The 21,665-nt window shown below is 70.6% G+C and carries 19 protein-coding genes; 11 read left to right on the top strand and 8 right to left on the bottom strand.

All coding sequences use genetic code 11. The annotated features are described in order from the left end of the window. Positions 1–25: 25 nt before the first annotated feature. The 4 genes from murQ to G4D85_RS28835 form a co-directional block, all read right to left on the bottom strand. Positions 26–970 (bottom strand): N-acetylmuramic acid 6-phosphate etherase, encoded by a 945-nt coding sequence (gene murQ / locus G4D85_RS28850; RefSeq protein WP_164017230.1) that lies wholly within the window; start codon positions 968–970, stop codon positions 26–28. A 17-nt stretch (positions 971–987) separates the two neighbouring features. Further along, positions 988–1,179 (bottom strand): 50S ribosomal protein L28, encoded by a 192-nt coding sequence (rpmB, locus tag G4D85_RS28845; RefSeq protein ID WP_164017229.1) that lies wholly within the window; start codon positions 1,177–1,179, stop codon positions 988–990. A gap of 107 nt (positions 1,180–1,286) precedes the next feature. Then, positions 1,287–2,816, bottom strand: coding sequence for an NAD(P)-binding protein (locus tag G4D85_RS28840; RefSeq protein WP_164017228.1), 1,530 nt, complete (start codon positions 2,814–2,816; stop codon positions 1,287–1,289). Between the two features lie 168 nt (positions 2,817–2,984). After that, positions 2,985–3,668: an HAD family hydrolase gene (locus G4D85_RS28835; protein ID WP_164017227.1), complete on the bottom strand. Its 684-nt coding sequence runs from the start codon at positions 3,666–3,668 to the stop codon at positions 2,985–2,987. 83 nt (positions 3,669–3,751) lie between these two features. On the opposite strand from G4D85_RS28835, the gene G4D85_RS28830 reads away from it, so the two are divergent. Further along, positions 3,752–4,858, top strand: coding sequence for an enoyl-CoA hydratase/isomerase family protein (locus tag G4D85_RS28830; protein ID WP_164017226.1), 1,107 nt, complete (start codon positions 3,752–3,754; stop codon positions 4,856–4,858). Here G4D85_RS28830 and G4D85_RS28825 read toward each other — a convergent pair. Beyond that, positions 4,839–5,252, bottom strand: a complete 414-nt coding sequence (locus G4D85_RS28825) for a hypothetical protein (protein ID WP_164017225.1) — start codon at positions 5,250–5,252, stop codon at positions 4,839–4,841. The two genes, G4D85_RS28830 and G4D85_RS28825, sit on opposite strands and share 20 nt — an antisense overlap. 383 nt (positions 5,253–5,635) lie before the next feature. Here G4D85_RS28825 and G4D85_RS28820 point away from each other — a divergent pair, with 383 nt between their 5' ends. Further along, complete coding sequence (locus G4D85_RS28820; RefSeq protein WP_164017224.1) at positions 5,636–7,030, top strand: DUF2254 domain-containing protein; 1,395 nt, start codon at positions 5,636–5,638, stop codon at positions 7,028–7,030. Between the two features lie 59 nt (positions 7,031–7,089). Here G4D85_RS28820 and G4D85_RS28815 read toward each other — a convergent pair whose 3' ends face one another. Genes G4D85_RS28815 through purM form a run of 3 tightly spaced genes read right to left on the bottom strand, consistent with a single transcriptional unit; the run spans position 7,090 to position 9,295 of the window. Next, positions 7,090–7,599 (bottom strand): 2-thiouracil desulfurase family protein, encoded by a 510-nt coding sequence (locus G4D85_RS28815; RefSeq protein WP_240359554.1) that lies wholly within the window; start codon positions 7,597–7,599, stop codon positions 7,090–7,092. Then, positions 7,596–8,261 carry a phosphoribosylglycinamide formyltransferase gene (purN, locus tag G4D85_RS28810; RefSeq protein ID WP_164017223.1) on the bottom strand — a complete coding sequence of 222 codons (666 nt, stop codon included), beginning with the start codon at positions 8,259–8,261 and terminating at the stop codon, positions 7,596–7,598. Before purN ends, G4D85_RS28815 begins: the two co-directional genes overlap by 4 nt. Next, positions 8,258–9,295, bottom strand: a complete 1,038-nt coding sequence (purM, locus tag G4D85_RS28805) for a phosphoribosylformylglycinamidine cyclo-ligase (RefSeq protein WP_164017222.1) — start codon at positions 9,293–9,295, stop codon at positions 8,258–8,260. Before purM ends, purN begins: the two co-directional genes overlap by 4 nt. Positions 9,296–9,379: 84 nt before the next feature. Here purM and G4D85_RS28800 point away from each other — a divergent pair, with 84 nt between their 5' ends. The 9 genes from G4D85_RS28800 to G4D85_RS28760 all read left to right on the top strand — a co-directional run bounded on the left by G4D85_RS28800 (position 9,380) and on the right by G4D85_RS28760 (position 21,527). After that, complete coding sequence (locus G4D85_RS28800) at positions 9,380–11,773, top strand: adenylate/guanylate cyclase domain-containing protein (protein ID WP_164017221.1); 2,394 nt, start codon at positions 9,380–9,382, stop codon at positions 11,771–11,773. Between the two features lie 82 nt (positions 11,774–11,855). Then, on the top strand, positions 11,856–12,506 hold the full coding sequence (locus G4D85_RS28795) for a cyclic nucleotide-binding domain-containing protein (RefSeq protein WP_164017220.1): 651 nt from the start codon (positions 11,856–11,858) through the stop codon (positions 12,504–12,506). Between the two features lies 1 nt (position 12,507). Continuing rightward, positions 12,508–13,263: an MBL fold metallo-hydrolase gene (locus G4D85_RS28790; protein ID WP_164017219.1), complete on the top strand. Its 756-nt coding sequence runs from the start codon at positions 12,508–12,510 to the stop codon at positions 13,261–13,263. 100 nt (positions 13,264–13,363) lie between these two features. Further along, positions 13,364–14,221 carry an acetyl-CoA carboxylase, carboxyltransferase subunit beta gene (gene accD / locus G4D85_RS28785; RefSeq protein WP_164017218.1) on the top strand — a complete coding sequence of 286 codons (858 nt, stop codon included), beginning with the start codon at positions 13,364–13,366 and terminating at the stop codon, positions 14,219–14,221. A 21-nt stretch (positions 14,222–14,242) separates the two neighbouring features. Then, positions 14,243–15,520, top strand: a complete 1,278-nt coding sequence (locus G4D85_RS28780) for a bifunctional folylpolyglutamate synthase/dihydrofolate synthase (RefSeq protein WP_205525755.1) — start codon at positions 14,243–14,245, stop codon at positions 15,518–15,520. A gap of 39 nt (positions 15,521–15,559) precedes the next feature. After that, a complete protein-coding gene (locus tag G4D85_RS28775) occupies positions 15,560–16,837 on the top strand; it encodes an alpha/beta fold hydrolase (RefSeq protein WP_164017217.1) in 1,278 nt (425 codons plus the stop codon). A gap of 104 nt (positions 16,838–16,941) precedes the next feature. Beyond that, a complete protein-coding gene (locus tag G4D85_RS28770; protein ID WP_164017216.1) occupies positions 16,942–18,396 on the top strand; it encodes an AMIN domain-containing protein in 1,455 nt (484 codons plus the stop codon). A gap of 47 nt (positions 18,397–18,443) precedes the next feature. Beyond that, positions 18,444–21,116, top strand: a complete 2,673-nt coding sequence (locus G4D85_RS28765; RefSeq protein ID WP_164017215.1) for an LPS-assembly protein LptD — start codon at positions 18,444–18,446, stop codon at positions 21,114–21,116. Between the two features lie 60 nt (positions 21,117–21,176). Continuing rightward, positions 21,177–21,527 carry a helix-turn-helix domain-containing protein gene (locus tag G4D85_RS28760; RefSeq protein ID WP_163996972.1) on the top strand — a complete coding sequence of 117 codons (351 nt, stop codon included), beginning with the start codon at positions 21,177–21,179 and terminating at the stop codon, positions 21,525–21,527. Positions 21,528–21,665 lie beyond the last annotated feature (138 nt).

Genomic DNA, 21,665 nt, shown 5'->3' with positions numbered 1-21,665 from the left:
AGCCCCGGGGCCCACACCCCGCTCCTCACCGGGTCGTGCGCCTGCTCCGGGGCTTCGCGCCCCTCCGGCCGGTGGGCGAGAGGGCACGCAGGCCCTTCGCCAGGAGCCGCTTCCGGGCCTCCTTCGCGTCCAGCCCGGTGAAGTGCATGGCCAGCGCCAGCTTCACCTCCCCGCCCGCGGCCTCCAGCAGCTTCGAGGCCTGCCTGGCGGGAAGCTCCGTCAGCTCCGCCACCATGCGCGCCGCGCGCGTGCGCAGCTTCGCGTTGGCCGGGCGCACGTCCACCATGCGCCCCCGGTACACCTTGCCCAGGGACACGAAGGCCGCGGTCGTCACGGCGTTGAGGATCAGCTTCGTCGCGGTGCCGGCCTTGAGGCGCGTGGAGCCCGCCACCAGCTCCGGCCCCGTGCGCGCCAGCACCACCGTGTCCGCGTCCACCTTCGGGCCGGGCGGGTTGCAGCACACCAGCACCGTGCGCGCGCCCCGCCGCTTCGCCTCGCCCAGCGCGCCCAGGACGTACGGCGTGGAGGCGCTCGCGGAGATGCCGCACACCACGTCCTTCGGGCCCGCCCGGAAGGTGCGCACCGCCGCGGCTCCGGCGTCGACGTCGTCCTCGGCGCCCTCCACCGCGCGCGTCAGCGCCGGGCGGCCACCGGCAATGGCGGCGCGCACCCGGGACGGAGGGACTCCGAAGGTGGGAGGGCACTCGCTCGCGTCCAGCACGCCGAGCCGTCCGCTGGTGCCAGCCCCGACGTAGAGGAGGCGACCGCCCGAACGCAAGGCGTCCGCCACGGCCCGGGCCGCCTCCGCGACAGCGGGAAGCGAGGCACGGACCGCACGGACGGCAGCCAGGTCTTCGTCATGCAACCGACGGACGACCGACCTGATGGAAAGCAGATCCAGGTCGTCCGCACGGGGGTGAAGCCGCTCGGTGGGGGGCAGTACCGGCGGTGAAGCGCGAGACGTGCCCACCCTCGAGCGTCCTGACTTCAGGCGGCCTTCGTCACCTTGCCCGCCTTGATGCAGCGGGTGCACGCCAGCACGCGCTGGGTGCTGCCCTCGACGCTCGCCCGGACCTTCTGGAGGTTCGGGAGGGTCCGCTTCTTGGTCTTGTTGTTCGCGTGGCTGACGTTGTTACCCACCAGCGGACGCTTCCCACAGATGTCGCACTTCCACGCCATGACTTCTAACTCCTTGAAAACTGGGGCGTCGGGCGCCTGCCATTAAAAGAGCGGCGGAACCTGCCAGAAGACGGCCTGGAAATCCAGCCTTTACCGCCGCCGGAGGATCAGCCCTTGAGCGGATCCTTCTTCTTCAACATGTCCTGAACCATCCGCGCGGCCCGGATGCCGGCGATCATCTCGCCCTCCAGCCCCAGTCCCGGCAGCACTTCACGGCCGGCGAGGAGGATGTTCTTCGCGGGCGTACGCTGGCTCAAACCCGTGACGCCCAGGAAGGCTTCCGACTCGAAGCTATAGAGCGGATGGGGCATCAGCCGGCTGCCGCGCACTCCTCCGGCGTCCAGGTAGGGCGCCGAGCGAAGCAGCCGGTGCTGCGCGGTGAAGGGCATCAGCGCGTCCAGGTGCTCGTCGATGCGGTTGGCCACGCCCTGGAGGTGCTCCTCGCCCAGGTCGCGGTAGGAGGCCGGGACGAAGGCGCCGACGCACACCACGCGCAGGCCCTCCACCTCCTTGCCCTCCTTGCCGCTGGGGCCCGGGGCGGAGCGCGCCAGGTGGACCTGCACCAGCAGCGGGCCCAGCTCCTGGTCCCCGGTCTCCACCAGGGCCAGCTCGCCCAGGCCGCGCGGCAGGGCCGACTCCGGCACCACCCAGTTCACGGTGAAGAGGAGGGACTTCGGGGCGGACTGGTCCAGGTGCTCCAGCAGGCCGCGGTTGTGCTTTTTGTCCGTCACCAGCCGCCGCAGCGCACCGGCATCCGTGGCCGCCACGAGGCACGCTGCCCGGTACACGGTGTCCGAGCGCAGCAGCTTCATGCCCGCGAACTTGCTGCCGTCGAAGGTGAGCTCCTCGACGATGAAGCCGGAGGGGCTGTCGCGGCCGAGCACGTCTCCGCCCAGCTCCGTCACGCGCCGGGTGAGCAGCTCGCGCAGTCCCTCGCGCCCGCCGTTGAAGCAGGAGGGGGACGAGAGCACCTGGGACAGGGCCCGCGTGAGGGCCAGCGGAGACTCGGGGTTCTCCAGGTGGGTGACGAAGGGCAGCATGCCGCGCACCAGCTTCAGCGCGGCGGAGTCCCCGGCGAGCCGGGGCGTGGCCTCCAGGCCGGGGTTGGCCTTGATGACCTTCTTCAGGCCCCAACCCTCGAAGAAGCCGTCCGGGGGCAGGGGTGGGGCGGCCTTGATGAAGGCGTCGGTCGTCTCGTGCTGCGCGGAGGCGCCGGCCAGGGCCCCGAGGAGCGCCTCGCCCTCCTCGCCCAGCTCGCGCGTGGCCTCGGCCTTGCGGCGGGCGGGGTCGGCGTGCAGGTCCAGGCGGTTCCGGGGCAGCAACAGCTGCAGCTCCGGGGCGTGGGGCCGCAGCGAGCGCTGCACGCTGCCGGCGAGGCCCAGCTCCGTGAGGGCCTCCTCCACCGTGGGCATGGTCTTCAGCGGAGGCGCCACGAAGGGGGCATAGGGGAGCACGTAGCCGCCGTGCTCGTAGCCGGGGCCCATGCCGTCATGCTCGACCAGGAGGACGCGGTGGTTGCGCTTGGCGAGAATCGCGGCCGCGAGCGCACCGCCCAGCTGACTGCCGAGCACGATGACGTCATAGACGTGCCGGGACGGGCCCGAAGGAAGCTTGAGTTTGGCTGAGGACGTCGCCATGGGCGCGCAACACTACACAACGCGCCCGCCGCTGGCGCCCTTTTGGCGCATGGACGCGCGGGGGAGGGGGCCGACTGGTGCCGTTGGACCCGGGGCGCGTGTGCCCGGTACCCACCAGGGAGCACGGCGGCCCCCTGAGGCTCGGGCCCAGCCCGTGCCCTCCGTCCCTCAGGGGGCGCGGAAGAGGCGGGCCTCCAGCTCCGGCGGGAGCGAGGTGAAGTCCGGGACAATCCACTGGGCCCCGGCCTCACGGAGCTGCTCCGCGGACGTCGTGGTGGTGACGCCCACCACGGGCATGCCGGCGTCCCGCGCGGACCTGACGCCGAGGATGGCGTCCTCGAAGGCGAGACAGGCGGAGGGCTCCACGTCCAGCGCCTTCGCCGCGGCGAGGAAGATGTCGGGCCAGGGCTTGCCCCGCGTCACCTCCTCGGCCCCCACCACGCGGGTGAAGAGCGGGCGGATGCCGAGCCCGTCGAGCACCAGCTCGCGGTTGCCCTGCGGCGCCGCGGTGGCGATGGCCGTGGGGATGCGCGCCTCGCGCAGGCGGTTGATGAAGCTCTCAGCGCCGTGGTGGAGCCTCAGGTGGGGCCGGTAGAGGGTGCGGTAGTGGTTCTCCTTCTCCTCGGCGAGCTGGTTCAGCTCGTCATGGAGGAGGGGGCGCCCGAGCAGCACGGGGAGGATTTCCTCGTTCTTCTTTCCGGCGTGGTGGTTCTGGAAGTCCTCGGCCGTCATCGACAGTCCGAGCTTCCGGGCGAGCGCCACCCAGGCCTGGTTGTGGAAGACCATGTTGTCGACGAGCGTGCCGTCCATGTCGAAGACGACGGCGCGGAGGGAGTCCATGGAGGAAGTCATGGTGTTCCCATAGCGCGTCCGGTGACACCCGGGGCCACGCAAATCCGCGCGCGGGGACCGCCCGCCTGATATCCCCTGCGATCATGAGTGATGACGTGCTCCTGGAGACTCGGGGGGCGGTGGGCGTGGTGACGCTGAACCGTCCCAAGGCGTTGAACGCGCTGGACCTGGGGATGTGCCGGACGCTGCACCCGGCGCTCGACGCCTGGGCCGTGGACCCTGCCGTGAAGGCGGTGGTCATCCGGGGCGCGGGAGGCCGGGCCTTCTGCGCGGGAGGCGACGTGCGCGCGGTCGCCTCCTCGCTGGGCGCGGTGACGGACGGGGAGGACGGGCCGCTGTCGCGGGAGTTCTTCCGCGCCGAGTACGCGCTGAACCACCGCATCCACCACTTCGGCAAGCCGTTCATCGCGCTGGTGGACGGCATCTGCATGGGCGGCGGGCTGGGGCTTTCCATCCACGGCCCCTACCGCGTCGTCACCGAGAAGCTGGTGCTGGCGATGCCGGAGACGGCGATTGGCCTGTTCCCCGACGTGGGCGGCGGCTGGTTCCTGCCGCGCTTCCCGGGCGAGTCGGGCACGTACCTGGGGCTCACGGGGGCCCGGTGCAACGCGGCGGACGCGCTGTGGCTCGGGTACGCGACACACCACGTGGAGTCCGCGCGGCTGGACGCCGTGCTGGAGGCGCTCGTCGGAGCGGAGTGGAACGGCTCGGCCGCGAGCGCGGTGGTGGAGCACGTGCTCGCGGGCTTCCATGCGGACGCGGGGACGTCACCGCTGGCGGTGCAGCATGCGGCCATCGACCGGTGCTTCGCGGCGGAGCGGGTGGACGACATCCAGCAGGCGCTGGAGCTGGAGGGCACGCCGTGGGCCCAGGAGACCTGGGCCACGCTGCTGCGCATGTGCCCCCTGAGTCTCAAGGTGTCGCTGCACCTGCTCCGGATGGGGCGCACGCGCGACTACGACGAGCTGGTGCCGGTGGAGTACCGGCTGAGCCAGGCGCTGACGGCGCGAGCGGACTTCCGCGAGGGCATCCGCGCGGTGCTGGTGGACAAGGACAACAAGCCGCGCTGGCGTCCGGCCACGCTGTCCGACGTGTCGGACGCGGACGTGGAGGCATGCTTCGCGCCGCTGGACGGGGATGACTGGAAGCCCGGCGGGCTCCGGCTGGTCGTCACCCCAGAGACGCCATGATGCCGCGCTGGGAGAGCTGGGCGCGGCGGCGGATGGCGCGGATGCCCTCGATGGCCGCTTCCACGCTGTTGGCATCCGCCGTCTGGGCGTTGTAGCGCGCGCCGCTGGTGCGGAAGGTGGCCCGCCCGTCGGTGCTGGTCCGGACGCGATAGGTGATGCCCATGTAGTGGTTGCACAGGTCGGCCCGATACTCTCCCCAGAGGGCCAGCGCGTCGTCCACGACCTGAAAGTCGTCGAGCACGATGACGACGTCCGGCCTGTGCTCCAGCGTGAAGTGTTTGAGACCCTGCTTCCACTCCTCATGCCAGGCGAGCACGTCGTCCCGGGTGCGCAGCGTCCAGTGAACCGTGGCGATGACGATGTCGTTCACCAGGTCGTACCTGAAATCAATCATTCGCTGTCCCCCGGACATGAGCCCCCACTGTCGAGGCGCGGTCGCGCCTGTTGAGCCGGGCTGTAGATATCAATTATGTCTGTCATTTCCTTGTAAGGCAAGGAGCCCCCTGTCTTCTTTGTGTCTGGGGATGTCTGAGATTGTTCAGATGTTTTGCGCACTGGCACCCGGCTCAATCGCGGGGGTGTCTGTCAAGGGAGTCTGAGCATGAGGTGCCGTCCGGGATTGAACCTTGCGGATACGGGCCCGCGCGGACTCGTCTGCTCCGGCTGCGAACCGCTGGACGGTCGCCGTCCGTGGCAGGTCCCGCCAACGAGGTACAGACTTGAGGCAGCCATGGACGCTTCCCCCCGTGAGGCTCATGCGCTCGAGAGGTGAGGTACATGGTGGGCTCCCGGACACTCGCTCGCATGGAGGCTCGGCTCGATATCCCGAGGCGCGCGCGGGCGCATGACGTCCACCGGGTTCGCTGGTGGCTCCATCACAGGGTGTGGCTGATGCCCCTGCTGAGTGCGGTGCTGGGCGCGCTGCTGGGCGTGCTGCTGGTGCTTCAGCCCGGGTTCATCGCCTCGGCGTTGCGAGGGGTCGCCTGGAAGGCGTCAGTGGTCGAGGCGCGGACGATGCTCTCCACGGTACTGGGCATCGCAATCTCTTCGTTGAGCATCGTGCTGTCGCTGTCCATGCTCGTGGTCCAGAACGCCGCCGGGCAGTACTCGCCGCGCCTGCTGCGCCTGTTCCTGCAGGGCGCGGGCATTCGCGTCGTCATCCCCGTCTTCGTCGCCACGAGTGTCTTCTGCCTCGTGGCCGCGCAGGTGTTCGGCCTCGTTCCAGGAGACGGGCGACTGCCGCGCCCTGCCCTCAGCATGGCCATGCTGCTGCTCGTGCTCTGCGAGGCGGCGCTGGTGTTCCAGATGCTCGACACCCTTCAGCTCATGCGCCTGGAAAACCTCGTGCGGCAGGTGGGGCGGGACACGCTGAGCGTCGCGCGGGTGATGGACCGGCGCCGCAAGGAGGACGTGGCGCCGCCCGCGATACCGCCGTCTTCCAGTGCCTCCTTGCCGCTGCGGGCCCGTGCGGAAGGCTTCGTCGTGGACGTGGACGGGGCGGCGCTCCTGCGGGGGGCCGAGGCCCACGGGCTCGTGGTACACGTGGACGTCACCATCGGCGAGCCGGTGGTGTGGGGCGCCGTGGTGGGGCGCGTGGAGTCGGGCAACCCCGGCCTCCCGGTGTCGCGCGAGCAGGCCGAGCCCCTGGTGCACGCCATCCTCCTGGACCGCTGGCGGGAGCAGGATTCGGACGTGGCTCTGGGCGTGCGGCAGCTCGTGGACGTGGCCATCAAGGCGCTCTCGCCCGGTATCAACGACCCCTACACGGCCGTGGAGTCGCTGGACCAGCTCACCTTCCTGCTGTGTGAGCTGTGCCGGATGCGGCTGGGCACCCGCGTCCTCGCGGATGCGGAGGGCCGACCGCGTGTCTTTCTTCGTGCCCCCGCGCTGCGCGACTACCTGGAGCTGGCCACGGACCAGATTGGTCGCTACGGCGCTGGTGAGCCCGCCGTGGTGCTCCGGCTGCTGCGGCTGGCGGGAGCGGTCGGCCAGCGCGCGCGGAGCGCGGAGGACCGGCAGGCGGCCCGCGAGACGTTGCACCACGTCCTGGCGGTGGCCGAGCAGGCCCTGGCGGACTCTCCTCAACTCGAGCGCCTGCGGCGGCATGCACGGGACCTCGAGCAGGCGTTGGAGGGTGGGCCCCTCCCTCCGCTGCCGGCCATCGGCTTCTGAGGGCTCGGAAGCAGCCCGCCAGGGGCCCTCCGAGCGCGACGTCCGGACAGAGAGCCTGACTACAGGTCCTCGTCACTGAGGACGGTGATTCCCTCCGAGCGCAGCAGCGCGGCGGTGATGCCCTCACCGGGCCGCAGCTTCCCGGCCTCGTACACGTGCTGGGTTCCGCACGAGGGGCTCTTCTCCTTGAGCAGGGCCACCGTCGCGCCGAACGTCCGAGCCGCCTCCAGCGCCAGCCGCGCGCCCCGCAGGAAGGCGTCCGTCCTGTCCACGCCGGCCTCGCGCTCCAGCGCCCGCGCCCGGCCCGCCCAGACGTCCACGCCCGTGCCGCCACTCAGCTCCACGGGAGGACGCGGTACCGGCAGGCCCGAGCCCACCTCCGGGCACACGGGCACGACCTCCTTGCCCTCGAGCGCCGCCATCACCCGCCCGGAGCCCTTGGAGCGCCCGTCGAACCGGCACGCCTCGCCCACCAGGCACGCGCTCACCAGCACCACCCGGGCCTCGCGCAACGCCGCGAGGCGCTCCTCGCGCGAAGGGGAGTCCGGAAGCACCAGGGGCTCCGTCACCGGGGCGCCCCCGGGCTGCGCAGGGACAATTCGCCCACCGTCGCTTCCGCATCCACGCGCGTGCGCGTCGCGCCCATCGCAACCTTGCCCGTCACCGCCAGCCGCACGGCCAGCGGATAGAGCCGGTGCTCCTCGGTGAGGATGCGCGCGCTCAGGCTCTTCTCGTCATCGTCCGGCAGCACCGGCACCGCGGCCTGCGCGATGATGGGGCCGGTGTCCGTGCCCGCGTCCACGAAGTGCACGGTGCACCCGGCGACCTTCACCCCGCGCTCCAGCGCCTGCCGCTGCGCATGCAGCCCCGGGAACGAAGGCAGCAGGGAAGGGTGGATGTTCAGCACCCGCCCCGTGTAGTGCCCCAGGAAGTCCGCGCTCAGCAGGCGCATGAACCCGGCCAGGCACACCCACTCCACGCCCGCCGCGCGCAGCGCCTCCAGCAGCGCCTTCTCGAAGTCCGCCTTGGACGCATGCGTCTTGTGGTCCACCACCACCGCGGGCACGCCCGCCTTGCGCGCGCGCTCCAGCGCGAAGGCCGTGGGGACGTTGGACACCACGCAGGCCACCTCGGCCGGGAAGCCCTCCTGCGCGCATGCGTCCAGCAACGCCTGCAGGTTGCTCCCGCTGCCGCTCACGAGGACGCCCAGCCGCGTGCGCCCCGCGCTCATGGGTCGATGACCGCCGTCGCCTCGCCCTGGCCCGCCTCCACGCGGCCCACCTCGGTCGCCTGGACGCCGCGCCCGTTGAGCAGGCTCAGCGCTTGCGCCACGTCCTCCGGCGCCACGACGAGGATGAGGCCCAGGCCCATGTTGAACGTGCTGAACATCTCGTCCCGGGCCACGCTCCCATGCTTCGCGATGAGGTCGAAGATGGGCGGCTTCGTCCACGTCTTCTCGCTCAGCACCGCGCGCGTGCCGTCCGGCAGGCACCGGGGCAGGTTGCCCGGAATGCCGCTGCCGGTGATGTGCGCCAGGCCCTTCACCTTCACCGCCTGGAGCAGCGCCAGCACGTCCTTCACGTAGATGCGCGTGGGCTCCAGCAGCGCGTCCGCCAGCGGCCGGTCCAGACCCTCGGGCGTCGCGTCCAGCGGCAGCTTCACGTCGTCCAGGAGCACCTTGCGCGCCAGCGAGTAGCCGTTGCTGTGCAGGCCGGAGGAGGGGAGGCCGATGAGCGCGTCACCCGGCTTCACGCTCTTGCCGTCGATGATGGCCGAGCGCTCCACCACGCCGACGCAGAAGCCCGCCAGGTCGTACTCGCCCCGCGCGTAGAAGCCCGGCATCTCCGCCGTCTCGCCGCCCAGCAGCGCGCACCCGGCCTGCTCGCAGCCCTGGGCAATGCCCTTCACCACCTCGGCCGCCGCGTCCACCTCCAGGCGACCGGTGGCGAAGTAGTCGAGGAAGAACAGGGGCTCCGCGCCGCAGGTGAGGATGTCGTTCACCGACATGGCCACCAGGTCGATGCCCACCGTGCCGTGGCGCCCGGCGGAGAAGGCCACCTTCAGCTTGGTGCCCACCCCGTCCGTGCCGGCCACCAACACCGGCTCCTTGTACTTGCCGGGCGGCAGGGCGAACAGGCCGCCGAAGCCTCCCACCCCGGCCAACACCTCGGGGCGCATGGTGCGCGCGGCATGGGGCTTGATGCGCTCGACGAACGCGTCGCCGGCCTCGATATCCACTCCGGACTGCTTGTAGGTCGTTCCCACGGGCGGCCTTCTACCCGGCCAGGACGCCCGTGTCTCGGGCCTCGAAACGGGGGTGTCTTCTTTGCGGCTACGATGGTTGCCGGGATGACCTCCTTCCTCTCACGCCACCGCTTCGAGCTGCTTGCCCTGGTGCTCGCCGCAGCCTCCTGCGCCCTGCATGTGTGGGTGGAGCGCACGCCCGTCGTGGGGCTCGCGGCGGGCAGCGACAGCGAAGAAGACGCCCCGCTGCTCATCCGGGGCATCCACCTGCTGGAGGGCAAGGTCACCGACCTCCAGTTCCTCCTGCGCGGCCCGCGCGAACCCTCCGACGAGGTACTCGACGCGGTGCTCGTGGTGGAGGTGGACGAGAAGAGCGCCCAGGCCCACGGGCGCTGGCCCTGGCCCCGGGACCTCGTGGCGAAGGCCGTGGACCGGCTCCAGGCGGCGCGCGCCACCGCCGTGGGCCTGGACATCATCTTCACCGACGAGGCCCGCGAGGAGGACACCCGCGTGTGGGCGGAGGCCCTCCACGCCCTGGACCGCACCCTGGCGGAAGTGCCGCACCTGGCCCCCGCGCTCGCGGGCTATCGAGCCGAGCTGGCCACCCGGGGCGCGTCCTCCCGCGACGAGGCCCTGGCCGAGGTGTTCGCCCGCTCGCCCCGCGTGGTCCAGGGCGTCATGGTCTACACCGACAAGGAGCGCGAGCAGTTCGCTCCCCGAGAAGCCGGGTGGGCCACGCTGCTGGAGCCACACCTGCTGCGCCGCTTCCCGGGGGACGCGCCCGGTGCCTTCTTCGAGGTGGACGTGGCCGACGTGCCCGGCTGGCGCAACCACTCCGCCCAGCTCTCGCTGCCGGAGCTGGCTCGGGCCAGCCAGCGGCTCGGTCACTTCAGCGCGGCCATGGACCCGGACGGCGTCCTCCGCCGGCTGCCCGTCTTCGCGAAGCTGGAGGGGCCTGGCGGCTTCCTGCCCTCCTTGAGCGTGCAGACGGCTGCGGCGGCCCTGGACGCCCGGGTGGAGCCGGTGTTCGACCCGGACTCGGGCCAGCTCTCCGGGGCACGCCTGCGCTCCGCCAGCGGCTCGCCGTACTTCGTGCCCATCCCCCTGGCGGAGCCCTTCACGCTCATCAACTATCCCGGCCCTGGGGAGGTCTTCGCCCGGCTGAGCATCGCGGACGTGCTGAAGGAGCCCTTCGACGCGAAGGCCCTGGAGCAGCTGGCGCAGAAGGTGAAGGGCAGGGCGGTGCTGGTGGGCATCACCCTGCTGGGCAACTACGACCAGCGCGTCACGCCGTTCCACGAGTTCGAGCCCGGCGTCTACGCCCACGCCGCCTTCCTCTCCAACATCCTCGCCCAGGACTTCCTCACCCGGCCCGAGGGACTCATCGGACTGGAGCTGCTCTTCATGGTGGGCGCGGCGGTGCTGCTGGCCCGGCTGCTCCCGCGCGTGCGCTACAAGTGGAAGCTGGGCGCCATTGCGCTGCTGCTCGCCGCGTGGCTCTCGGTGGACCAACTGCTCTTCGTCCAGGGCGTGCAGGTGGCCACCGTGGTGCCGGTGCTGTCGGTGCTCACGTCCTCGTTCGGCCTCCTCTTCCTGGGCTACCGCACCGTGGACCAGGAGAAGTCCCGACTGCGCCACACCTTCCAGCACTACCTGGACGCCAGCGTCATGGAGCAGGTGCTGGAGCACCCGGAGCGGCTGAAGCTGGGCGGAGAGCGCAAGGAGCTCACCGTCCTCTTCTCCGACATCCGCGGCTTCACCTCGCTGTCGGAGCAGCTGTCTCCCGAGCAGCTCGTCACCTTCATCAACCAGTACCTCACGCCGATGACGGGCGTGGTGTTCACCCACGGGGGCACGCTCGACAAGTACATCGGCGACGCCATCATGTCCTTCTGGGGCGCCCCGGTGGACCAGCCCGACCACGCGCTGCGCGCCTGCCGCGCGGCCCTGGACTTCCTCGACACGCTCCAGGCGCTGAAGGTCCGCTGGCGTGCCGCCGGCCTGCCCGAGGTGGACATCGGCGTGGGCATCAACACCGGCCCGATGAACGTGGGCCACATGGGCACCGAGTCCCGCTTCAACTACACCGTCATGGGCGACGCGGTGAACCTCGCCTCGCGCCTGGAGGGCCTCAACAAGGAGTACGGCACCCGCATCCTCATCTCCGAGGGCACGTACCTCCAGGTGAAGGACCACGTCGTCGCCCGCCGTCTGGGCTCCGTGCGCGTGAAGGGCAAGCAGGAGCCCGTCGCCATCCACGAGCTGCGCGGCCTGGGCCTCCCCACCGACACGGACGCCGAGGCCATCCGCCTCTTCGAGGAGGGCCTGGCCCGCTTCACCGCCCGCGACTGGGACGCCGCGGAGCCGCTCTTCGGCCGTGTGCTGTCACTGTGGCGCGACGACGTCCCCGCGCGCCGCTACCAGGAGGCCATCGCCGCCTTCCGCTTGCGGCCTCCCGACCCGGACTGGGACGGCGTCTTCACCGCCACGACCAAATAGGTCGCACGCACGCGCTGTCCCACCGCCGCGCACAGCAAGGATATTTGACCGGGGGGGTGGGGGCTGATTGACTCCTCGCAGGATGGGCGCCGAGGAAACACTCTTTCAACGTTTCGGGAAGGAATTCCCCAAGGGAACCGAGCTCTTCCGTGAGGGAGAGACCGGCAAGGAGATGTACGTCATCCAGGCGGGGAAGGTGTCCATCTCCAAGCGCGTGCGCGACGTGGAGAAGATCCTCGCGGTCCTCGGCCCCGGCGAGTTCTTCGGGGAGATGGCCATCATCTCCAACAAGCCGCGCAACGCGTCCGCCGTCGTCAACGAGGACGCCCGGCTCCTGGTCATCGACCCCAAGACGTTCGAAGGGATGATCCGCGGCAACGCCGAAATCGCCGTCCGGATGATCAAGAAGCTCGCCGAGCGCCTCTCCGAGGCCGACGCGCAGATTGAGAACCTCCTCCACCACGACCCCGCCAGCCGCGTCGTGCACCAGCTCCTCCAGTCGGCGCTGACGCGTGGCCGCCAGATGGACGACGGCGTGGAGATCGACTTCATCGTGCGCGAGATGCCCCGACAGCTCGGCGTGGGCGAGCCCGCGGTGCGAAGCATGCTGGACAAGCTGGAGCGGGCCGGCCTCATCGAGCGCGGCCCTGACAGACTGACCGTGTATGACACGGCCAGACTCCACGACTACCTCCAATACCTGGAGATGAAGTGGAAGTTCGGAGACCTCTAGCGTGAAGCTGCGAGTCCTCGGCTGCCACGGCGGCGAGCTGCCCACCTGCAAGAGCACGTGCTTCCTCGTCGATGACGTGCTCGCGCTCGACGCGGGGGCGCTGACGGGGACGCTCTCGCTCGAGGAGCTGTGCCGCGTCGACCACATCCTCGTGGGCCACAGCCACTTCGACCACGTGAAGGACCTGCCGCTGATGGCGGACCTGGTCATCGGCCGCCGCGACAAGCCCGTCACCATCCACGCCTCTCGCGAGTGCGCCCGCGCCCTGCGCGAGAACATGTTCAACAACGCGCTCTGGCCGGACTTCACCCGCATCCCCACGCGCGCCAACCCCGTCCTGCAGATCAAGACCTTCCGCGCGGGCGGCACCTTCGAGGTCGGCCCCTACACCGTGCGCAGCGTGCCGGTGAGCCACCCGGTGGAGTCCTGCGGCTTCATCATCTCCAACGGGAAGAGCACCCTCGCCATGAGCGGCGACACCGGGCCCACCGACAAGCTCTGGAAGGCGCTCAACGAGACGAAGAACCTCAAGGCGCTGCTGCTGGAGACGTCCTTCCCCAACAAGCTCCAGTCGCTCGCGGACATCTCCGGCCACCTGACGCCCTACACGCTGGAGCAGGAGCTGAAGAAGTTCCGCCGCAACGGCGCCTCGGTGATGCTCTACCACCTCAAGCCCGCCTTCGTGGCCCAGCTCAAGAAGGAGCTGTCCACCCTGCCCGTGGACGTGCTCGAGCTGAACGACATCTTCGAGCTGTAGTCCCGAAGCCCGGCTCTCAAGCCAGGCTTCGGACGTAGACGCGGCGCGCCACACGGAACGGTTGACGGCTGGGAGCCGTCGGATTAACCCCGCCCGTGTCATGGCCTGGTTCTCCAAGAAGCCCCGCATCTCCATCACCCCCGCCGCCGAGCAGCCGACCGAGTCCCGCCCGTCCCGTATGGAGGGGCTGTGGGCGAAGTGCGAGACCTGCGACGAGATCATCTACCGGCAGGACCTGGAGAAGAACTGGATGGTGTGCCCGCACTGCGAGCACCACCACTACTGGCCCGCCCGCTCCCGGCTCGCCACCCTGTTGGACCCCGACAGCTTCGAGGAGTTCGACAAGGAACTGGAGCCGCAGGACCCGCTCGGGTTCAGCGACTCGAAGAAGTACAAGGACCGGCTGAAGTCCTCGCGAAAGAACCTGGGCGAGTCGGATGCCTTCATCTCCGGCGTGGGCCGCATCGAAGGCCACCAGGTGTCCGTGGGCTGCTTCGTCTTCGAGTTCATGGGCGGCTCCATGGGCTCGGTGGTGGGCGAGAAGGTCACCCGCGTCTTCGAGCGCGCCCATGAGCTGAAGTGCTCCGCGCTCGTCTTCTCCGCCTCGGGCGGCGCGCGCATGCAGGAGGGCATCTTCTCCCTCATGCAGATGGCCAAGACGTCCGCGGCCATCGCCCGCTTCCGCACCGGCACGCGGCCCTACATCTCCGTGCTGCTCAACCCCACCACCGGCGGCGTCGCCGCGTCGTTCTCGTGGCTGGGAGACGTCATCCTCGCCGAGCCCAAGGCCCTCATCGGCTTCGCCGGCCCGCGCGTGATTGAGCAGACCATCCGTCAGAAGCTGCCCGAGGGCTTCCAGCGCTCGGAGTTCCTGCTGGAGCACGGGATGATCGACAGCATCGTCCACCGCAAGGAGCTGCGGACGAAGCTGGGGCAGATTCTCGGCCTGCTGGGCTGAGCCCGCGGCACCCACACCGGCATGAGCGCCCCCCGGACGCCACAGGAGGCGCTGGCCTTCCTCGCGAAGCTCAACCCCTCGGGCATCAAGCTGGGGCTGGAGCGTGTGCGCGAGGCGCTGGCCGCGCTGGGCCACCCGGAGCGGCGCTTCCCCGCGCTGCACGTGGCGGGCACCAACGGCAAGGGCAGCACCTGCGCCTTCACCGCCACCGCGCTCCAGGCCGCCGGGCACCGCGTGGGGCTCTACACGTCCCCGCACCTGGTGCGCGTCAACGAGCGCATCCGCGTGGACGGCGTGGACCTCTCCGACGAGGACTTCGGCCGCGCCATCCTCGAGGTGCTGGAGCGCTACCCGTCCGCCGTCTCCGAGCCGATGACGTACTTCGAGTTCGGCACCGTGGTGGCCCTCTGGCACTTCGCCCGGGTGGGGGTGGACGTGGCCGTGCTGGAGACGGGACTGGGCGGGCGGCTGGACGCCACCACCGCCGCGAGCCCGGTGGTGACGGCGATTACGCCCGTGTCCTTCGACCACATGGAGTACCTGGGCCACACGCTCGCGGCCATCGCCGGGGAGAAGGCCGGCATCCTCAAGCCCGGCGTGCCCTGTGTCGTGTCGCGGCAGGAGCCGGAGGCCCTGGAGGCGATTGTCCGCAAGGCCGGTGAGCTGGAGGCCCCGCTGTGGGTGGAGGGGAGGGACTTCGCGGGCGAGGCGCATCCGGACGGGACGCTGTCCTACCGAGGGCCCTCCTGGTCTCTGGACGGGCTGACGCTGGCCCTCCGTGGCCCGCACCAGCGGCAGAACGCGGCGGTGGCGCTCGCCTGCCTGGAAGCCCTCCACGCGCGCGGAATCCCGGTTCCCCTGGAGGCCGCGCGGACGGGGCTGGCCTCGGCGCGCTGGCCGGGGCGGCTGGAGGAGGTGGGCGGGCAGCCCCCCGTGCTGCTCGACGGCGCCCACAACCCCGCGGGTGTGGAGGTACTGCTCGCGTCGCTGCGCACGCTGTATCCGGGGCGCCGCGTGCACCTCGTCTTCGGTGTGGTGGCGGACAAGGACCGGGGACCGATGATGCGGGCGCTGTTCCCCCACTGTACCTCCGTACAACTGACGCCCCTGGACACGCCGCGCTCGCTCGCGCCCGCCGCCTACCTCGATGAAGCCCGCTCGCTCTGCGCGGACGCGGCTGCCTGGTCTGACGTGGACTCGGCGCTGGCGGCTGCCCGGCGGCGCGCGGGGCCGGACGACGTCGTGCTCTGCACAGGCTCACTGTTCCTGGTAGGCATGGTGAAGGCTCGCCTGGTTTGAAACCTTGGCGCAATGCATCAGCAGTCGTACATTCAAGGCATGCGCCTGCCGGACTGGAGATCCACCGCGAGCCCAGGGCCGCACTTTCCCACGGTCGACGAAGTCGACTTCCGGGCGCTTTACTCGAAGACGAAGTACGTCGTGGAGACGGCGGACGGCTGGTCGCTGGTCATCACCCGATACCGTCCGGTGAAGCAGCCCTTCCCGCAGCCGCTGTTCGGTGAGCCGCTGCTGCTGGTGCACGGCTTCTCGCAGAACCGTCACACGTGGACGAGCGGCCAGTTCGTGAAGAACCTGCTCTACTTCGGGGTGGACATCCACATCCTGGAGCTGCGCGGCCACGGCAAGAGCTCCATCGCCTTCCAGCAGGAGCGGGCCGAGCGCTTCAAGCGCCCCCTGCCGCCGGACCTGGACTACGGCTGGGACATCGACAGCTACTTCCTCTACGACCTGCCGGCGGCCGTCTCCGGCGTGAAGCGCATCACCCGCCGCGAGCGCATCTTCTACTGCGGCCACTCCATGGGCGGGATGCTGGGCTACGGCTACGCCGGCATCCACAACGACTTCGAGGGGCTCATCACCATCGGCTCCCCGGCGGACCTGGGACGGGGCTTCATGATGCTGCGCCTGCTGGCGCACGGCACGCCGCTGCTGGGAGGGATGATCGACCTGACGCTCGCCGGGCTCAACGTGGGCAGCCAGGCGGAGGCCCTGGGCCGCAAGCTGCTGGCGCGCGGGGTGGGGACGCTCCACGCCGGGTTGGGCCGCAAGCTGGCCCCGAGGGAGCGCCGGGCGCTGCGCTTCACCGCCATGCCGGTGGACCTCATCCTCAAGTTCGTCGAGCGGCAGATTGGCAAGGCGGAGGACTCGCCGCTGTACCAGCAGCTCACCACCCGCATGAACCGGCTCGTCAACCCGGAGCGGGTGAGCGCGGACGACGTCCGCTGGTTGCTGCGCGAGGGCGGCGAGCGCGAGCCCCGCAAGGTGCTGGAGCAGTTCGCGCGGTGGATCCGCCGCGGGGAGATGGTCTGCTATCGGACGGGCTTCGACTTCAAGCGCGGCTTCGGCCGCATCGAAGTGCCCATGGCCATCATCTTCGGGGACCTGGACCCGCTGGCCTCGCTGGAGTCGACCCGGAGCGTGTATCGCGCGGCGAAGAGTGAGTACCTCCTCTGGCGCCCGGTGAAGGGAAACAGCCACATCGAGCTGACGATGGGCCACGACATCCGGCAGATCTGCTACGACATCAAGAACCTCATCGAGTACGCCCGGACGCATCGCAGCCGCGCGCCGAGTCTTCCGCGCCTGGGGCGGTAGCGCCCCTCGCGGCGGCCACGGCCGACTCGTCCGGACGGAAAGTTGGAGGGAAGGGGGTGCGTGTTAGCATCCCCGGGCTCTGTCAACGTGAACGGGAGTGGGCGATGAAGGCCTCTGCGGTGTGGCTGCTCGGTGTCGTGCTCGTGCCCATGGTGGTGCTCGCGCAAGCTCCGGCGGCGGACGTGAACACCATCACCGGCGTCCAGGTGAATGGCGGCACCGTGTCCATCACCGGCACGAAGAAGCCCAACTTCACCACCTTCACCATGACGGACCCGCCGCGGCTCGTCATCGACATCTCCGAGGCCGTCTTCTCCGGCGTCCCCGAGGAGGTGCAGGTCGGCAATGGCACGGTGACGGGCATCCGCACCGCCAGCTACGGCTCGGACGCGTCCGCCATCGCCCGTGTGCTCATCGGCTATGAGCGCGAGGTGGAGACGGACATCCAGGCCAACGGCAACCAGCTCGTCGTGAAGGTGGCCGGTGGCGCGGGCCCCGCCGTGGCGGAGGCGCCCGCGGCTCCGGCCGAGCAGCCCGCCGCCGCCCAGCCCACCACGGATGGCACCGCCGCCCAGGCCTCCGCCGCCGCCGAGGCGGAGCGTCAGGCCCAGGAGAAGGCCGCCGCGCAGGCCGCCGCCGCCGCCGAGGCCGACCGCGCGGCCCAGGAGAAGGCCACCGCTGACGCCGCCGCTCGGGCCCAGCAGGACGCCGACGCCGAGAAGAAGCGCCAGGAAGAGGCCCGCGCCGCCTCGCAGCGCCAGGAGGAGGAGGCCCGCGCCGCCGCCCAGGCGCAGGCCGCCGAGGACAAGAAGCGCCAGGAGGAGGAGGCCCGCGCTTCCGCCCAGGCCGCCGCCGACGAGAAGAAGCGCCAGGAGGAGGGCGCCCGCGCCTCCGCCAAGAGCTCAGAGGAGGAGCGCCGCGCCGCCGCCCAGGCCGCCGCCGACGAGAAGAAGCGCCAGCAGGAAGAGGCCCGTGCCTCCGCGCAGGCCGCCGCCGAGGAGAAGAAGCGCCAGGCCGAGGCCGCCGCCGAGGAGCGCCGCGCCTCCGCGCAGGCCGCCGCCGACGAGCGCCGCGCCGAGGCCGAGGCCGCCGCCGAGGAGCGCCGCCAGCGCCAGGAAGAGGCCCGCGCCTCGCGCGACAGCCGCAAGCAGGAGAAGCTGGCCATGGCGGAGCCTCGCGAGCGTCCGAGCCGCCAGGTGTCCGGCGGCTCCGACGCCTCGGTGGAGGTGTCCTCGCGCCGCAAGACGATGACGCTGGTCGGCTTCCAGCAGCAGTCCGGCGCCTCCCGCGTCTTCATCCGCACCAACGAGCCGGTGCGCTACACGGCGAGCGAGGACGGCCGCGCGGTGGTGGTGGAGCTGGAGAACACCCGCATCGACCTGAGCAACAACACCCGCCCGCTGGACACGTCCTTCTTCAACTCCCCCGTCACCCGGGTGGAGGCGGACTCCGCGGGCCGGGGCGTGCGCGTCACCATCCAGCTCCGGGGCTCGGTGCCGTTCCAGGCGCGGCAGGAGGGCAACCTCATTTCATTGGACTTCCAGCGCACAGGACGGTGAAAAGGGCGCGCGGCGCGGCCCGGGCGCGGCTTACCTTGCACCCCTGAATGAGCATCCTCGTCCCGCTCGCCGCCGCGCTGCTCGTTACGACGGCGCAGATTCCGCTCGCCACCCAGGTCCAGCTCCCCACGGGTGAGACGGTGGAGTTGGCGGCGGACTTCGTCGCCTACGAGGCCGACAAGCAGGTCCTCACCGCGCGCGGCCACTGCGAGCTGCGCACCGGGGACATGCTGCTGCGCGCCGACGAGGTGACGTACGACGAGGCGGGCCAGGTGGCCACCGCCACCGGCAACGTCATGTTCGTGGGCCCCGGCGGCATGGCCGCGGTGGCCGACTCGGTGCGGGTGGACATCCGCACCTTCGAGGCCAACCTCCAGGGCGGCCTCTTCATGCAGAAGCGGGGCGTCACCCTGGAGGCCATGCTCTCGGCGAAGACGCCGCAGGAGCTGCGCGCCATGGGGGAGACGCCCGTCATCCTCAGCGGCACCCGCATCCGCCGCACCGGGCCCGAGTCCTTCGTCGTCGACGACCTGGCCTTCACCCCCTGCGAGTGCGGCCCCGGTGAGCCCAGCTGGCGCGTGGAGGCCAGCTCCGCCAACGTCGTCCTCGGCGAGCGCGCCACGCTGACCTGGCCCGTGGTGTATGTGCGCTCCGTGCCCGTCTTCGCGGTGCCCTGGCTCTACCTGCCCCTGGCCGAGCGGCGCTCGGGCCTGCTGCTGCCCAAGCCCTCCTTCTCCGGTGTCAACGGCATCACCCTGGAGCAGCCCGTCTTCTTCACGCTGGGCCGCAGCTACGACGTGACGCTCACCCCAGGCTACTTCGCCGGTGGAGCGGACCAGGAGAAGACGCTCTACAACCCGAGCACGGGGCAGAACGAGGTCGTCCGCGATCCACGCGACCTCGGGGTGAAGGGACCCAGGCTGCTCACCGAGTTCCGCTACGTGCCCAGCGAGCGCACCCGGGGCCGTGCCACGCTGGGCCTCCTCTACGATGTCCGGCCGATTCGCGACCCCCGGGACGGGAGCTACTTCCGGGAGTCGGTGAACGGAGTCGGCACCCTCGACATCATCGATGAGGCGCGGGGCCTGCGCGGCGAGGCGTCCTGGCAGCACACCCAGGAGCTGGGGAGCGGGTGGTACAACCGCGTCGATGCCTCCATCCTCTCGGATGGGTTCTACACGCGCGACATCACCGCGGACATCATCGCTCGCGAGTACCAGTACCTGCGCAGCACCGCCGCGTTCTACAACCGCCAGGATGAGCTCTACGCCGGCATGGATGTGTCGCTGCGCCAGGACATCCGCTTTGGCTACAGCTTCTTCAGGCCGGACATCGTGCCGGACAACGCCGCGGGGCCGACGCCTCCGGGGACGGAGCTGAAGGGCCCCACCACCTTCCACCGCCTCCCTGGCGTCACCTTCGCCCTGCCCGAGCGCCCGTTGGTGGGTGGGCTCATCGGCGGGTTCCGCATGGAGTACTCCCGGCTCTCGCCCGTCCTGGCCCGCTTCGGGGATGAAGGCGCCGACGGCATCTTCCGGGTGACGAATGACTACATCCCCGCCTGGAACTCGCCGGAGGCGGGAGTCAAACAGCCAGACCCCTTCCAGCAGGATGGCACCTTCAACGCGGCCGACCGCGAGGCGCGGGACCGGGTGGACTTCGTCCCCCGGCTGTCCACGTCCTTCGGTCTGGGGCCCTACGCCCGGGTGACGCCCTCTCTGGCGGTTCGTCAGGACATCTGGGTCGGCGAAGTCTCGGGGAAGACCTGGCAGCGGGGGTACCCCATCGCGGGACTGCTGCTGGACAGCCAGGTCGCGACCACCTGGTCGGGGCGCGGCCAGTCGAAGTACCGACATGCCATCGCCCCCTCGCTGGAGGTGCGCTACGTGCCGGGCGGCTGGGGACGCGTCCCCTCGGCGGGCGCCTCTGGCGGCGAAGCGCCCCAGCCCTACGACGAGGTCGATGCCGCGGTTCCCCTGCGAGCGGACGGCCGGACGCGCGGCTTCCTGCACGCCATCCTGGCCGTGGACCAGACCCTGCGCCTCAAGCGCGGCAACGATTTGCGCGAGCCGCTGCGCCTGCGAATCGGGCAGGGGTTCGACCTGACCCGTCACGCGTCGATTCCTGGCTCCGAGCAGGACACCGGCCCGGTGCTGCGTGACACCTTCGCGCGGCTCAGCGCCAGCGCGGGCGTGCTGACCGCGGGTGGGCAGATCCGCATGGACCCGAACACCGGCCGCGTGACGCAGCTCAGCGCGGACTTCAACATCGACAACGGCAAGGGCTCCGCCCTCTACGCCCGCTTCGACGACCTGCTGGTCACCAACCCTCTCGCCGTTGAGGTAGGGGCCGACCCCCTTGATGTCGGGCCGGACGCCGTGCGCCGCCGGTTGGATACCCTGGTAGGCAGCGCATCGTTCGAAGCGCCAGGCCTCCCTGCGGCCAAGCGGGAGCAGACCCTCATCGCGGGTACGCGTTTGAGGCTCGGATTTGGGCTGGGAGTGCGGTACGAAGCGTATGTGCAGCCGTTGTACGAAGATCCGACCACGCAAGAATCCCAGTCGCCCCTCTCTCAGCAGACTCTCGGCCTCTCGTATGGGCCGGCGTGTGACTGCTGGCGGATAGAGGGGGTGTTGGTTCTTCGCAGGGGTGTGTCGCCGGAATTTGGCGGCATCAACCTCAGCGTCGCGGGCTTCGGGTCCTTCGGTGCCGGTGGCTAGGAATCACCCGCCGTGCGTGGGGGTTCCACCAACCTCGAATCAGCCAGGAGATGTAATTTCGTGTCGGACCTCGGAAAACGAATCGGCCAGCGCATCCGCGAGCTTCGCACGCAGCGCCCGGAGCGATGGACGCAGGAAGAGCTCGCGGAGCGGGCCCAGATCAGCGTCTCCTTCCTTTCCATGATCGAGCGCGGCGAGCGTGTCCCCCATGTGGAGACGCTTGCGGCCCTGGCGAACGCCCTCGGCGTCAGCCTGGGTGAGCTCTTCACGGGAACGGAGCAGACCCTTGCTCAGACGGAGGACCTGCTGCGTCCCCTGTCTGACTTCGCGCGAGCCCGCGGCCTCACCGCGCGGGACGTGGACCGCCTGCTTGGGGTCGCGCGGGTGATGTTCAGCGGCTCCGCCGCCTGACGTCTCCCACCTCTGGAGCCAGGCCCGGCTCGCAATGGGACTCCGGTCTTCCTGCCCTGTCCTTGACTGGACGGTAGGTGGCCCGGGAAGATGCTGGGGATTCGCTGTGCGCCGCTGGCGTACAGCGCGCCTTCTTCA

This window comes from Pyxidicoccus trucidator, assembly GCF_010894435.1.
Lineage (GTDB): Bacteria > Myxococcota > Myxococcia > Myxococcales > Myxococcaceae > Myxococcus > Myxococcus trucidator.
The sequence above is the reverse complement of the archived record's forward strand: the minus strand, read 5'-3'. Positions and strand labels throughout refer to the sequence as shown.

Bases quoted from the DNA above. Each gene is read 5' to 3' on its own strand.
- G4D85_RS28830 (WP_164017226.1), top strand. From the start codon at position 3,752: ATGAGTGATGACGTGCTCCTGGAGACTCGGGGGGCGGTGGGCGTGGTG.
- G4D85_RS28765 (WP_164017215.1), top strand. From the start codon at position 18,444: ATGAGCATCCTCGTCCCGCTCGCCGCCGCGCTGCTCGTTACGACGGCG.
- G4D85_RS28840 (WP_164017228.1), bottom strand. From the start codon at position 2,816: ATGGCGACGTCCTCAGCCAAACTCAAGCTTCCTTCGGGCCCGTCCCGG.
- purN (WP_164017223.1), bottom strand. From the start codon at position 8,261: ATGAGCGCGGGGCGCACGCGGCTGGGCGTCCTCGTGAGCGGCAGCGGG.
- G4D85_RS28770 (WP_164017216.1), top strand. From the start codon at position 16,942: ATGAAGGCCTCTGCGGTGTGGCTGCTCGGTGTCGTGCTCGTGCCCATG.
- G4D85_RS28835 (WP_164017227.1), bottom strand. From the start codon at position 3,668: ATGACTTCCTCCATGGACTCCCTCCGCGCCGTCGTCTTCGACATGGAC.
- accD (WP_164017218.1), top strand. From the start codon at position 13,364: ATGGCCTGGTTCTCCAAGAAGCCCCGCATCTCCATCACCCCCGCCGCC.
- G4D85_RS28775 (WP_164017217.1), top strand. From the start codon at position 15,560: ATGCGCCTGCCGGACTGGAGATCCACCGCGAGCCCAGGGCCGCACTTT.
- G4D85_RS28780 (WP_205525755.1), top strand. From the start codon at position 14,243: ATGAGCGCCCCCCGGACGCCACAGGAGGCGCTGGCCTTCCTCGCGAAG.
- G4D85_RS28820 (WP_164017224.1), top strand. From the start codon at position 5,636: ATGGTGGGCTCCCGGACACTCGCTCGCATGGAGGCTCGGCTCGATATC.
- G4D85_RS28800 (WP_164017221.1), top strand. From the start codon at position 9,380: ATGACCTCCTTCCTCTCACGCCACCGCTTCGAGCTGCTTGCCCTGGTG.
- G4D85_RS28825 (WP_164017225.1), bottom strand. From the start codon at position 5,252: ATGATTGATTTCAGGTACGACCTGGTGAACGACATCGTCATCGCCACG.
- G4D85_RS28795 (WP_164017220.1), top strand. From the start codon at position 11,856: ATGGGCGCCGAGGAAACACTCTTTCAACGTTTCGGGAAGGAATTCCCC.
- rpmB (WP_164017229.1), bottom strand. From the start codon at position 1,179: ATGGCGTGGAAGTGCGACATCTGTGGGAAGCGTCCGCTGGTGGGTAAC.